The sequence below is a fragment of the Actinospica robiniae DSM 44927 genome (genome assembly GCF_000504285.1).
Taxonomy (GTDB): domain Bacteria; phylum Actinomycetota; class Actinomycetes; order Streptomycetales; family Catenulisporaceae; genus Actinospica; species Actinospica robiniae.
Genome location: NZ_KI632511.1, coordinates 6,721,561 through 6,734,341, shown reverse-complemented (window position 1 = coordinate 6,734,341; position 12,781 = coordinate 6,721,561). Strand labels below are relative to the sequence as shown.

The following is a 12,781-nucleotide window of genomic DNA, read 5'->3' as shown; positions in this document are numbered from 1 at the left end:
AGCGGGCGAAAAACTACGGCCCCGCGCGTCCGGTGTGGCGGACGGGCGAGGCCGGAAGGGGCCGGAGCGGGCTTCAGCCGCGGCGCACGTGCTCGACCAGCGCGAGGATGCCTCGGGCGATGCCGCCGTCGAGGTCGCGGACCGCGAAGGTGCCCGCCATCGACGCGGCGGCCAGCGCGCAGGACCGGTCGTCCAGCCGCTTGCGGGCCCGGGCGCCGGTCACGATCTCCAGCTTGCGGTGCGCCGGGTCCACCGCGACCAGCACCGACTCGGCCGCGGCCGGCCCGAGGGCGCCGTGCCGGGTCAGCGCCTCGGTCCGCGGCTCGGTGCCGAGGTCGCCGACGAACACCGACCAGTTCAGGCCGGTGCGCCGCTCCGCGAGCTTGATCGCCCGCTGGATCTGCCCGGATTCGATCGTCATCGCCGCCTCACCAGGAGCCACTTGCCCCGCCGGTCCCGCTCGAGCTGCCGGCCTTGGCCTTGTCTTCCCCGGTCTGCGGCAGGCTGCCGGTGCGCAGTTCCTCGCGGGCCTTGGCCGCGCTCTGCTCGTCCCAGCCGACCTCGGACCGGTTGCGGTCGCCGCGCACCCAGCCCGGGAGCATCACCAGGAACGCGATGATCAGGAACAGGGCGATCGGGATGCCGAGGAAGATCCCGAGGGTCTGCAGGACGGACAGGCGCGGACCGGGGTCCTCGCCTTGGAAGTTGGCTGCGAACGCCGAAGTGGCGGCCAGCAGCGGCGCACTGGTGAGCGCGACCACGGTTCCGGCCCGCACCGCTCGGCGCGATGGCGTTGTGATAGTCACAGCCCAACGTTACTCGACTCCGGATCCGGTCTCGCAGGCAGGTAGGCCGTTCGCAGGGGGCAGCGGATGCTAGCCGAGCGCCCGCAGCGCCCGCGCGAGCGAGCGCACCCGCGCGTTGGTCGCCAGGTCCTCCAGGAGCACCGGCGCGCCGGTGCCGTCGGCGAGCGGATAGCGCCAGTTGGGGTACGCGTCGCCGTCGGTGCCCGGCAGGTTGTGCGGGCGCCGGTCGCCGACCGCGTCGGGCAGGTAGACGCCGACCAGCCGGGCCGGAGTCCAGGCCAGGTACCGGTGCAGCGCGTCCACCGTCTCCGGCTCGCCCGCGCCGCGGCGCAGCAGGCCCTCCCGGCGCAGCGACTCGAGCCAGTCCTCGGCGTCGAAGGCCTCGCCGGCCAGCACCTGCGCGGTCGGCGGCAGGTCGTGCGTGGTGACCGTGGCCAGGCAGGCCGAGCGCCACTCGGCCGCGTGCAGCGGCCGGCCGGTGTCCTCGTCGCGCTCGAACCAGAGCACGCTGGTGCCCAGGATCCCGCGGCCGGCCAGCTCCGCGCGCACCCAGGGCTCGACCGTGCCGAGGTCCTCGCCGATCAGCAGCGCCTCGCCGCGGTACGCCTCGAGCGTGAGCACGCCGAGCATCGCCTCGTGGTCGTAACTGACGTACGTGCCCTGATCCGGGCTGAAGCCCTCCGGGATCCACCACAGCCGGAACAGGCCCATCACGTGGTCGATCCGCAGGCCGTGGGCGTGGCGCAGCGCGTTGGTGAGGATCTGGCGGTAGGGCAGGTAGCCGGTCTCGGCCAGCTTGTCCGGCCGCCAGGGGCGCGAGGCCCAGTTCTGGCCGGACTGGTTGAACTCGTCCGGCGGCGCGCCCACGGTCACCCCGTGCGCGTAGACCTCGGGGTCGGACCAGACGTCGGCGCCGTCGGCCTGGGCGCCGATGGGCAGGTCGTGGATGACGCCGTAGGGCATGCCGGCGCGCTCGCAGGCGGCGCGGGCGGCGGCGAACTGCTCGTCGAGCAGCCACTGCATCCAGCAGTGCAGCTCGATCTCGGCCGCCTCGGCGCGCTGCCAGGCCCGGGTCTGCGGGCTGTGCGGGTCGGCGAGAGCGTCCGGCCAGTCCTCGGTGTGCGTGCCGTGCACGGCCACGATGGTCATCCAGGTGGCGTGGGTGCGCAGCGCGGCGCCCTCCCGCCGCAGGAACGCGCGGTAGTCGGCGTCCCGGCCCGGGCCGCGGAAGGCCGGCGGCAGGTCCCGCAGCAGCCGCAGCGCCTGGATCTTCGCCTCCCACACCAGGTCCCGGTCGAGCAGGTCGCCGGACGGGTTCGCCTTGCGCAGGTCCTGGCCGAGCTCGTCGATGCGCGAGCGCACCTCGGCCGGCGCGTACGCGTACTCGAAGGTGGACTCGACCCGCAGGTGCGCGGGGTCCGGGTAGCGGCGCGAGGCCGGCAGGTACGGCGAGGGGTCGATCGGCTCGACGCCGCTGGAGGCCAGCAGCGGATTGACCACCAGGAAGCCGGCGCCGAGGTCCTGCCCGGCCACCAGGGCGAGCTGGGCGAGGTCTTCGAGGTCTCCCATGCCCCAGGACTGGCGCGAGCGCACCGCGTGCAGCTGCAGCGAGAGCCCCCAGGCCCGGCCGCGCTCGGCGCCGGTGTCCAGCCGGTGCGGCGCGACCGCGAGCGGGCAGGAGAGCGTGCGCCCGGCCCAGGTGCCGGTGAGCCGGTGCCAGCCGAGCGGGAGGCCGGCCGGCAGGGCGAAGTCGTACTCGACCTGGTCGTGCGCCGGGCCCGGGCGCGAACGCACGTTGGCCAGGTCGTACCGGCGGCTGCCGTCCTCGAGTTCGATCCACAGCCGCGGGGACGAGTCGGCCGGGCCGATCGCGGTCACCTCGGTGCCGCGTCCGTTGGCGGCGCCGGCCTCCGCGCGCAGCACCACCGAGGCCGGCAGCGCCCGTCGCGCTCGGCGCGTATGCAGGGCACTGCGACAGCTCTCGGGACTGGAGGCGTCCACCCCGAAGGCGGCGAGGACGGCGATCAGGGTGGCCGAGGCCACCTCGATCCGGCGGCCGCGCCAGTCGTGGTATTCGGTCGAAATGCCGTAGGCGCGAGCGAGCGCCATCAGATCGGGCCCTGGGCTCATGCTTCATTCTGTCGCGTTCCGGCCCCGGGCGAAAGTGGCGCCCCGCCGCCGGACCCCGGGCGCACCGGCTCCGAGCAGCGTGTTCCCGGCCGAAGAGGCGAGAGTCACAAGCGGAGTATCCACACCATGATGAAGCGGGGGCGCGCCGGACACGCCGCGCCCCGGACCGCGGCTGGCGCGGTCCGGGGCGGGTGGCTGCGATCTCGGGTCGGGTCAGGCGGCCAACGGAGTGACGGGGCCGGCGGTCGGAGCCGGGGCGGGGGCCGCGACGATCGCCACCGCGGTCGCGATCGGTCCGCCCTGGACAGCCGGGACGCCTATCGGAATGGAAACGCCGTCCGGCCCTTGCGGCTCGAACGGCAGCAGTTCCAGGTCGACGCCGTACCCGCGCAGGTACGGCAGCCACCGTTGGTCGGTGCGGCCGGAGGACAGGATCCGCCAGGCCGAACCGTTGGGCTGCACCGGTGTCCGCTTCATCCGCCAGCCGAGCTCCGGCAGCGGCCGGTCGGCCTTGACGTGGTTGCAGCGGCGGCAGGAGGAGACGACGTTGTCCCAGGCGTGCTGGCCCCCGCGGGAACGCGGGATCACGTGGTCCACGCTCGTGGCGGGCGCGTCGCAGTACACGCAGCGGCCGCCGTCGCGGGCGAAGATCGCCCGGCGGGTGAGCGGCACGCCGCGCCGCAGCGGCACGCGCACGTAACGGGTGAGCTTGACCACCGAGGGCGCCGGCAGCTCCCAGCCGACGCCGCGGGCTCCGGCGGCGTGCAGCGAGGCTCCGGTGCCCTCGAGGGTGACGGCCTTGCGATTGAGGACGAGGACCACCGCGCGGCGCTGCGGCACGACGCACAGAGGTTCATAGGACGCGTTCAGGACCAGCGTATGAGGCAACTGGGGCTCCTTGGTCAGTGCCCGGCACGTGGCTCGCACCGGACTCCGGGTACCCCTCGACTGACGACGCTGTGTCCGTCGGCTTCGAACCCGCGGGCGGTACGGCCATGACGGAACCATGGCCCCTCCGCCGCGCGCCGGGTTCGCCGGAACGTCCGTACTGATACGTACGTTCCCACGATCACACACCCGACCGCGTCGCCCTTCTCAGGGCATCATGCTTAGCCGCATCTAGTGTGGCTTTCGGTGTTGTTCCCGCGCCACTGTGTTTTCACGCAGTGTGGAAAGATTATTGCCGCAGGCCGCGGTCGGGCCGATGGACACCCGGCCACCGGTAGGAGTCGATCCGCTAACGTGTCGGGGGTCGGGTCGAGCCGGAGAGAGGGTGAGCGGACCTGTGACCACGCTGTTCGCGGCCGCCTCGCTGTCGCCGTCCCCGTCGCCCAGCAGCACGGGCGTGAACCCGATCGAGGTCGATCCGGGCAAGGCGGCGAACTGGCTCTCCGCTCACGGTTCGGTACTGCTCGGTGACGGAGTGCAGATCCTCTGCGTCATCGTCGGCTGCGTCCTGCTGCGCGCCTTCGTCACCCGCTCGATCAACCGGATCGTGCGGCACACCACGCAGGTGGCCGAGTCGCGGGCCGGCCGGCTGCTCGAGGGCTCCGGGCTGGTGGCCTACGAGCGGGCCCGACAGCGCACCCAGGCGATGGGCTCGGTACTGCGGTCGGTGGCCTCCTCGGTCATCTTCGGCGTGGGCCTGCTCATGGTGATCTCGGTGCTGCACATCCCGATCACCCCGATCCTGGCCTCGGTCTCCGCCGTGGGCGTCGCGATCGGCCTCGGCGCCCGGGACCTGATCACGGACTTCCTGGCCGGCGTCTCGATGATCCTCGAGGACCAGTACGGCGTCGGCGACGTGGTGGACACGGGCCTGGCCAAGGGCACGGTGCTCGAGGTGGGACTGCGGGTGACCAAGCTGCGCGACGCCGACGGCGAGATCTGGTATGTGCGCAACGGCTCGATCACCCGGGTGGGCAACCAGTCCCAGGGCTGGAGCCGGGCGGTGGTGGACGTCCCGGTGCACTACGGCGAGGATGTCGGGCGCGTGCACGAGGTGCTCACGGTCATGGTCGAGGACATGTACGAGGACGAGCACTGGCGCCCGCGCTTCCTCGACGACCAGCCGCCGCAGGTGATGGGCATCGAGAACCTCAACGGCGGCGCCGTGGTCATCAGGGTCCAGGCGCGCACCGCCCCGCAGAAGAACTACGAGGTGGCGCGGGAGCTGCGGGCCCGGATCAAGCTCGCGCTGGACGCCGCCGGGATAGAGCTCGTCGCCGTCCCCTGAGCCGCCGTCAGCCGCGCGGCCGCTTGAGCCGCTGCGTCCACCTCCGCATCCGCATGAGAGCGGCGGCCTGATAGGCGGTCACGTCGTCTTCCGGGGTCTCGCCCGGCACCGCGTCCGCGAGGTCGGCGAGATCGACCTGCTGCGCGGTGGCGCGACGGAAATCCAGCGGAACCGAGTCGTGCGGATTCGGACCGCGCGTGGCGTAGCTTCTACGCCAGGCCTTGAGGATCTCGGCGGACTCCGCCGGCGCGGGCAAGTCGAGAATGCGGCCGTCGTGCAGATGAACGCGCAGCACCTTCCTCCGCGGATCGCCGCCTGTCTCCTCACGGAGCAACCCGATCGCGGCCCACGGCACCGACACCGGTGCGCGCCTGGCCCGGCGCAGCTCGATGCCCTGTTCGCCGACCAGCACGAGATCCCGGCCGACCCGATGGGCACGCTGCTCCCCCTCCACGCCCGGAACGTACTACGCCGCGTACTCCGACGCGCTCCCGGCCCGTCGGTGAGCCCTACGCGCGACGCCCGGACAAGCGCGCCAGGGTGTTGGCAGACATCGAGTTGCGCACGCTGATGATCACCGCGTCGGCCCGGTAGCTGTCCTCCGACCAGGCCAGCGGCTGGCCGGTGGGCGAGGAGGCGAGCCAGCGCTGGCGCAGCAGCGGGCTGCCCCGGCGCACGCCGAGCAGCCTGGCGTCGAGCGTGCCGGCCGAGACCGCGTCGATCAGGTGGTCGCCGTGGGCGTGCACGAAGCCGAGCCCGGTCAGCTGCTCGGTGATCGAGCCCGCGGTCAGGTCCATCGCCAGGATGTGGTCGGCCACCGACTCCGGGAAGAAGGACCGCTCGACCATCACCGGATCCCCGTCCAGGGTGCGCACCCGGTTGAGCCGCAGCACCGGATCGCCCAGCGGCACCCGCATCCGGGCCGCCTCGTCCTCGGTCGAGGGCCCCTTCGCCGCGCTCAGCACCACCGCGCCCGGGTGGTGGCCGCGGCTGACCGCCCACATGGAGAAGCTCTGCATCTCGGCGAAACTGTTGGTGGGCACCTCCCCGAGCACCACCCGGCGCGCGCCCTGACGCACCGCCACCGAGCCGTCCTGTTCGAGCGCTGCGACGGCCTGACGGACCGTCCCGCGCGAGACCCGGTACCGCGCCGCGAGCTCGCCCTCCGAGGGCAGCAGCGTGCCGATCGCGTAGGTGCCCTGCCGGATCGCCTCCCGCAGCTCCTGCGCGATCTGCTGGTAACGCGCCGCCATCTCACCCTTCTCTCCGCCTCGCGCCGACGCCCGGTCCCTCCTCGGAACCGGCCGCGCCGGCGCACCGTGTAGCGCACGACCGTACCGCGAGAACCGGCCCGTTGATGAGTGTGGCCTACGACCGTCGCACTGGTCCAACCGGCCCCGGAGCAGTTATTGCGCCAGCCTCCACCGGAAGATCGGTCCTCGTTCACCACCCGGCCACCTCCGCCCGGCTAAATCCACTTGTCCAGACAGGTTCGTGTCCTGTCGCCGCACGGCAGATGTGGGTGGAGTGAACGTAACGTGGCGTCAGCCCGGATGATCGTGGTCGGAGGCGGAGTCCTCGGCACCATGCACGCGTACGAGGCCTGCCTGCGCGGGTACGAAGTGGTGCACCTGGAGCGCGAGGCGGGCCCCCGCGGCGCCTCGGTGCGCAACTTCGGACTCGTCTGGGTCTCCGGCCGGGCCGACGGCGCCGAACTCGCGCTCGCCCGCCGCGCCCGCAAGCGCTGGGCCGAGATCGCCCAGGACGTGCCCGGCGTCGGCTTCCGTCCGCGCGGCTCGATCACCGTGGTGCGCGACGAGGCCGAGGCCGCCGTGGCCAAGTCCGCCGCGGCCGGCCCGCACGCCGCCGAGCACGGGTTCACCTACCTCGACGCCGAGGAGGTGCGCAAGGCCAACCCGGCCCTGCGCGGAGAACTCCTCGGCGGCCTGCTCGCCACCGAGGACGGCTCGGTCGAACCGGGCCAGGTGCTCGGCGCGGTGCGCGAGCGGCTGTCCGCGTTCCCGGGCTACACCTGGCTGCCGGGCCGGCAGGCGGTCGACCTCGAGGACCACGCGGTGCTCGACCACACCGGTGAGACGCACCGGGGCGACGTGGTGGTGCTCGCCACCGGCGCGGCGCTGACCGGCGTCGCCGGGGCGCACCTGAGCGCCGCGCCGATCCGCCGCTGCCGGCTGCAGATGATGCAGACCGAGCCGCTCGGCGAGGAGCTGACCACCTCGGTCGCCGACGGCGACTCCTTCCGCTACTACCCCGCCTACCGGGACGCCGGCCTCGACCGGCTCGGCCCGCAGGCGCCGATCGCCGCCGCGCACCGGATGCAGCTGCTCATGGTCCAGCGCGCGGACGGCGGCCTGACCATCGGCGACACGCACGCCTACGACGAGCCCTTCGACTTCGCCGTCGAGGAGGCCCCTTACACCCACCTGCGCGAGGTCGCCGAGGCCCTGCTCGGCCGGCCGCTGCCGCCGGTGCGCCGGCGCTGGGCCGGGGTCTACAGCGAGACCACCGACGGCGCGCTCTACCACCGCTCGCGGGTCCGGCCCGGCGTGATCGCCGTGACCGCGCCCGGCGGCCGCGGCATGACCTGCTCCCCCGGGATCGCCGGGGAGACCTTCGACGAGTTGGAATCCGCATGAGTACCGCCGCCATCCGCTTGGCCTGCCTGGACATGGCCGGCACCACCGTGGCCGACGACGGCCTCGTTCTGGCCGCCTTCTCGGCCGCCCTCGACACCCTCCGGGTGACCGAGACGGCCGAGCGGGAGCGGATGACCGAGTACGTCGTGGACACCATGGGCGAATCGAAGATCACTGTCTTCCGCGCCCTGTTCCCGGGCGACGAGCAGGCCGCGCAGGAGGGGAATGCGGCCTTCGAGCTCGCCTACGGCGCGCGGGTGGAGCTCACCCGCGCGCTGCCGGGAGCCGAGGAGGCCTTCGCCGCGCTGCGGTCCGAGGGCGTGGCCGTCGCGCTGACCACGGGCTTCTCCCGGGCCACCGCCGACGCGCTGCTCGAGCACCTCGGCTGGCGCGGCCTGGTCGACCTCTCGCTCACCCCCGGGGAGGTCGGCGGCCGCGGCCGCCCGCACCCGGACATGATCCTCGCCGCCGCGGCCCGCCTGGCCGACGACGAGCCCCGGGCCGTGGCCGTCCTCGGCGACACGGCCTCCGACATCCGCTCCGGCCTCGCCGCCGGAGCCCCCATCGTCGCGGGCGTGCTCACCGGCGCGCACGACCGCGCGGCGCTCCTCGCAGCCGGCGCTACCCGAGTGCTGGGCCAGGTGGCCGAGTTCCCGGACCTGCTGCGCGAGCACGCCCGACAGCTCCACCCGTGACACCCCGAACTCCCGCTACCGATTCCCGCTCCACGCTCCACCGACCACGCACCGTTTCCTCCCTCTTCTCACAGAAGGCTGATCATTCGATGCACCGCATAGCCAAGCTCGCCTGCGCGGCCGCCGCCGTGACGCTGGCCGCCTCCGCCTGCAGCTCTAGCAAGTCCTCCGGCTCCGACGCCTCCGGCGGATCCGGTTCCGTCAACTGGAACACCGTCGCCTCGGCCTCCGCCGCCGGCGGCATGAACGCCCTGGTCGCCGAGGCGAAGAAGGAGGGGACGCTCAACGTCATCACCCTCCCGCGCACCTGGGCCAACTACGGCAAGCTCATGGACGACTTCACCGCGAAGTACGGCATCAAGATCAACGACGCCAACCCCAACGGCTCCTCCGGTGACGAGATCACCGCCGTCACCTCCGACAAGGGCCTGTCCACCGCGCCGGACGTGCTCGACGTCGGCAACTCGCACGCGGTGCCGAACACCAAGCTGTTCGCGCCGTACGAGGTCTCCTCGTGGTCCTCCATCCCGGCCGACCTCAAGGACGCGAACGGCACCTGGTACGGCGACTACGGCGGCTACATCTCCATCGCCTGCGACGCCTCCAAGGTCGCCCCGGCTCCGTGCCCGACGACCTTCGCCGACCTGATCAACCCGGCGAACGTGGCCTCCTACAAGGGCAAGGTCGCCATCTCCGGCGACCCGACCAGCGCCAACGCCGCGTTCTCGGCCGTGTGGGCGGCCTCGCTGGCCCAGGGCGGCTCGCTGAGCAACATCCAGCCGGGCATCGACTTCTTCAAGAAGCTCAAGCAGAACGGCGAGTACAACGCCACCACGGACACCGAGTCCACCATCGAGTCCGGCGCCACCCCGATCACCATCGACTGGGAGTTCAACAACTCGCAGTTCGCCGCCGACCTCAAGGCCAAGGGCATCGACCTGACCGTCTCGATCCCGAGTGACGGCCTCTACTCGGCCTACTACGACCAGGCCATCAACAAGTACGCCCCGCACCCGGCCGCCGCGCGGCTGTGGGAGGAGTACCTCTACAGCGCGACCGGCCAGAACGACTTCATGGGCGGCTTCGCCCGTCCGGCCGAGTTCGAGGCGATGCAGACGGCCGGCACCTTGGACGCCACCGACGAGAAGAACCTGCCCTCGGTGACCGGCACAGCCAACCTGCCCACCACCGACCAGCAGAACACGGCGCAGGCCGCGCTGACCTCCGCCTGGGCCGCGGCTCTCGGCTAATGGCTCGATCCGGTAAGAAGCTCGGTGCCTGGGGAGCGGTCCTGCCGCTCCTCGGGTACTGCGCTGTCGCGCTGGGGCTGCCGGTGTGGGCGCTGATCTGGGAGGGCATCCAGAGCCCCGACCCGATCACCGGCGTCAACCACTTCACGGCCTCGAACTTCACCACCTCCTGGCACGGGATCTACCTCACCGGGATGCTCAGCTCGCTGCGCCTGTCCCTGCTGACCGCCGTGATCTCCGCGGTGGTCGGCCTGTTCGCGGCGTACGCGATCGCGCAGTCCCGCGGCCGGTACCTCAAGCAGGCGGTGCTCACCGCCTCCGGCGTGCTGGCCAACTTCGGCGGCATCCCGCTGGCCTTCTGCTTCATCGCCACCATCGGCACCGGCGGGGTGTTCCTGTCCTGGCTCAACGCCGTGTGGCCGAGCTTCCAGCTCGGCACCTTCGCCGGCCTGCTCGTGGTCTACCCGTACTTCATGGTGCCGCTCATGGTGCTCACCACCCTCCCGGCCCTGGACGGCCTGCGCCGGCAGTGGCGGGAGGCAGCGGCCAATCTCGGCGGCTCGGCCTGGCAGTACTGGCGCTACATCGGCGGTCCGCTGCTGCTGCCGTCCGCACTCGGCGGATTCGTGCTCTGCTTCGGCTCCGCGTTCGCCGCCTACGCCACCGCGCGCGCTTTGAGCAGCGGCACGGTCCCGCTGGTCACCACCCAGATCGCATCGGTGCTCTCCGGCAACGTGATCGCGAACCAGGCGAACCTGGGCATGGCGCTGGCACTGAACACGATCATCGTCTGCGGCCTGATGATGGCCGTCTACCTGCCGCTGCGGCGACGCAGCGCGAAGTGGCTGGAATCATGACGACGCTCACCGAGACCGAGCCCGCCGCCGCGGCGGCGCCCGGGCCCGCGGCAAGCTCCGGGCGGATCGACCTGCGCCGGGTGCGGTGGTGGCGCGGCGCGGTGCTCGGCCTGCTCGCGATCTACTTCGTGGTGCCGCTCGCCGCGTGCTTCTGGTTCACCGTGTACAACTCGCGCACACACCACTTCAGCCTCTCCCCCTACGGCCAGATGTTCGGCGCGCAGGGCTTCGCGAGCAGCGTCTGGTTCACCTTCAAGGTCGCGCTGCTGACCATCGTGCTCGAATACGTCCTGCTGATCCCGGCGATGATCGCGGTACAGCTGCGGCTGCCGAAGCTGCGGCCGGTGCTCGAATCGCTGGCCATGGTGCCTCTGGTGCTCTCCCCGGTGGCCCTGGTCGTCGGCGTGAACACGGTGCTCGGCTGGGGCACCGACCACGACCCCGGCACGCCGCTGTTCCAGCTCTCGGTGGACCTGCGCGACCCGAACACGCCGTGGATCCTGCCGATCGTCTACGTCCTGATCGCGATGCCGTTCGCCTACCGCTCACTCGACGCGAGCCTGCGCACGGTGGACCTGCGCACGCTGGTGGAGGCGGCGCGCGGACTCGGCGCGTCCTGGCCGGTGACGATCTGGCGGGCGGTGATCCCGAACCTGCGCGTCGGCCTGCTCTCCGGGGCGATCCTGACCCTGGCGCTGGTCTTCGGCGAGTACACGATCTCCTCGATCCTGCAGTTCCAGCCGTTCTCGGTGTGGATCGTCGAGGACAGCCAGGGCGCCCAGAGCGGCCAGCTGGCCCCGGCCGTCTCGCTGCTCAGCCTGCTGCTGTCCTGGGCAGTGCTGTTCCTCGTCTCCTTCCTCGGCGGCCGCCGCGCCGTCGTCGGCACCGACCGGAGTTCCGCATGACCGCGACCGTCCCCGCCCCCGACCAGTCCGCCCCCCGCCGGTCCGAGGCCGCCGCCGCGCCGGCCCGCGGCGTGGGCCTGGAGCTGTCCGGGCTGCACCGCTCCTTCGGCGCCACCCGCGCCCTGGCCGGGTTCGACCTGGCGCTGGCCCCGGGCGAGCTGGTGGCGCTGCTCGGCCCATCCGGCTGCGGCAAGACCACCGCGCTGCGGATCGTGGCCGGCTTCGACAGCCCGGACCAGGGCACGGTGCGGCTCGACGGCAAGGAGCTGACCAAGCTGTCCGCGGCCAAGCGGGACATGGGCATGGTCTTCCAGTCCTACAGCCTCTTCCCGCATCTGACGGCGGCCCAGAACGTCGGCTTCGGCCCGCGGCTGCGCAAGATCGGCGCGGGCGAGCGGGGCGGGCAGGCGGCCGAGCTGCTCGAGCTCGTGGGCATGGCCGGGATGGGCGACCGCTACCCGCACCAGCTCTCCGGCGGCCAGCAGCAGCGGGTCGCGCTGGCCCGCGCGCTGGCGGTGCGGCCGAAGGTGCTGCTGCTCGACGAGCCGCTCTCCGCCCTCGACGCGAAGGTGCGGCTGCAGCTGCGCGAGGAGATCCGCCGGATCCAGCAGGAGTTCGGCATCACCACCCTGTTCGTCACGCACGACCAGGAGGAGGCGCTGTCGATGGCGGACCGGGTCGCGGTCATGCGCTCCGGCTCGCTGGAGCAGTGCGCGGCCCCGGCCGAGCTCTACGACCGTCCGGCCACCGCGTTCGTGGCCCAGTTCGTCGGCACCATGAACCACCTGCCGGGCCAGATCCTGGAGCCCGGCCGGGTGCGGGTGGCCGGTCGGGAGCTGCCGGTGGACGGCGTCTGCCCGGCCGCCGGCACGAAGGTCAAGGTGCTGATCCGCCCGGAGGGCCTGGACCTGGAGCCGGCGCCGACGGCCGAGCCCGGCTCGGCCGACGCGGCGGAAGCGGGCGTGGGCCAGGTGCTGATGGCGACGTTCCTGGGCGCGATCACCCGGCTGACCGTGCGGCTCGGCGACGGCACGGAGGCGAAGGCGGACCTCGCCTCGCACCGCGCCGCCGAGTTCCCGGTGGGCTCGTGCGTGCGGCTGCTCCCGGCGCCGCGTCCGGTGCTCGCGGTCGAGGACGGCGGCGAGCAGGTCGCGCAGGGCTGATCGGGACGAGCCCGATCGGGACGGGCCGATCGTCGCCGCGAAGGGCTGAGGCTGTGTCAGCTTCAGCCCTTCGGGTTTTCCA

Annotated in this window: 13 protein-coding genes; 7 read left to right on the top strand and 6 right to left on the bottom strand. The window is 72.6% G+C overall.

The window, feature by feature from the left end:
* Window positions 1-73 precede the first annotated feature (73 nt).
* From ACTRO_RS28875 to ACTRO_RS28860, 4 genes are all read right to left on the bottom strand, one after another.
* Complete coding sequence (locus ACTRO_RS28875; RefSeq protein WP_051451544.1) at window positions 74-421, bottom strand: DUF5130 family protein; 348 nt, start codon at window positions 419-421, stop codon at window positions 74-76.
* A gap of 7 nt (window positions 422-428) precedes the next feature.
* The gene (locus tag ACTRO_RS49165; RefSeq protein ID WP_211244444.1) at window positions 429-806 is read right to left on the bottom strand and encodes a hypothetical protein; all 378 of its coding nucleotides are present in this window, start codon (window positions 804-806) and stop codon (window positions 429-431) included.
* Window positions 807-875: 69 nt separating this feature from the next.
* The gene (gene malQ / locus ACTRO_RS28865) at window positions 876-2,936 is read right to left on the bottom strand and encodes a 4-alpha-glucanotransferase (RefSeq protein WP_034268097.1); all 2,061 of its coding nucleotides are present in this window, start codon (window positions 2,934-2,936) and stop codon (window positions 876-878) included.
* Window positions 2,937-3,149: 213 nt separating this feature from the next.
* Window positions 3,150-3,824, bottom strand: coding sequence for an HNH endonuclease (locus ACTRO_RS28860; protein ID WP_084317178.1), 675 nt, complete (start codon window positions 3,822-3,824; stop codon window positions 3,150-3,152).
* A gap of 385 nt (window positions 3,825-4,209) precedes the next feature.
* On the opposite strand from ACTRO_RS28860, the gene ACTRO_RS28855 reads away from it, so the two are divergent.
* Window positions 4,210-5,172, top strand: coding sequence for a mechanosensitive ion channel family protein (locus tag ACTRO_RS28855; protein ID WP_211244443.1), 963 nt, complete (start codon window positions 4,210-4,212; stop codon window positions 5,170-5,172).
* Window positions 5,173-5,179: 7 nt separating this feature from the next.
* On the opposite strand, the gene ACTRO_RS28850 is transcribed toward ACTRO_RS28855, so the two are convergent.
* Window positions 5,180-5,626, bottom strand: coding sequence for a hypothetical protein (locus ACTRO_RS28850; protein WP_034268094.1), 447 nt, complete (start codon window positions 5,624-5,626; stop codon window positions 5,180-5,182).
* 55 nt (window positions 5,627-5,681) lie between these two features.
* Window positions 5,682-6,425, bottom strand: a complete 744-nt coding sequence (locus tag ACTRO_RS28845) for a GntR family transcriptional regulator (protein ID WP_034268091.1) — start codon at window positions 6,423-6,425, stop codon at window positions 5,682-5,684.
* A gap of 300 nt (window positions 6,426-6,725) precedes the next feature.
* Between ACTRO_RS28845 and ACTRO_RS28840 the strand changes: the two genes are divergently transcribed.
* From ACTRO_RS28840 to ACTRO_RS28815, 6 genes are all read left to right on the top strand, one after another.
* The gene (locus tag ACTRO_RS28840) at window positions 6,726-7,829 is read left to right on the top strand and encodes a TIGR03364 family FAD-dependent oxidoreductase (RefSeq protein ID WP_034268089.1); all 1,104 of its coding nucleotides are present in this window, start codon (window positions 6,726-6,728) and stop codon (window positions 7,827-7,829) included.
* Window positions 7,826-8,524, top strand: a complete 699-nt coding sequence (locus ACTRO_RS28835) for an HAD family hydrolase (protein ID WP_034268086.1) — start codon at window positions 7,826-7,828, stop codon at window positions 8,522-8,524. Before ACTRO_RS28840 ends, ACTRO_RS28835 begins: the two co-directional genes overlap by 4 nt.
* Before the next feature lie 89 nt (window positions 8,525-8,613).
* A complete protein-coding gene (locus tag ACTRO_RS28830; protein WP_034268082.1) occupies window positions 8,614-9,774 on the top strand; it encodes an ABC transporter substrate-binding protein in 1,161 nt (386 codons plus the stop codon).
* Window positions 9,774-10,631 carry an ABC transporter permease gene (locus ACTRO_RS28825; protein WP_034268079.1) on the top strand — a complete coding sequence of 286 codons (858 nt, stop codon included), beginning with the start codon at window positions 9,774-9,776 and terminating at the stop codon, window positions 10,629-10,631. The genes ACTRO_RS28830 and ACTRO_RS28825 overlap by 1 nt, the downstream gene beginning before the upstream one ends.
* On the top strand, window positions 10,628-11,536 hold the full coding sequence (locus tag ACTRO_RS28820) for an ABC transporter permease (RefSeq protein WP_211244442.1): 909 nt from the start codon (window positions 10,628-10,630) through the stop codon (window positions 11,534-11,536). Before ACTRO_RS28825 ends, ACTRO_RS28820 begins: the two co-directional genes overlap by 4 nt.
* Window positions 11,533-12,699 (top strand): ABC transporter ATP-binding protein, encoded by a 1,167-nt coding sequence (locus ACTRO_RS28815; RefSeq protein WP_034268077.1) that lies wholly within the window; start codon window positions 11,533-11,535, stop codon window positions 12,697-12,699. The genes ACTRO_RS28820 and ACTRO_RS28815 overlap by 4 nt, the downstream gene beginning before the upstream one ends.
* The last annotated feature ends 82 nt before the right edge of the window (window positions 12,700-12,781 follow it).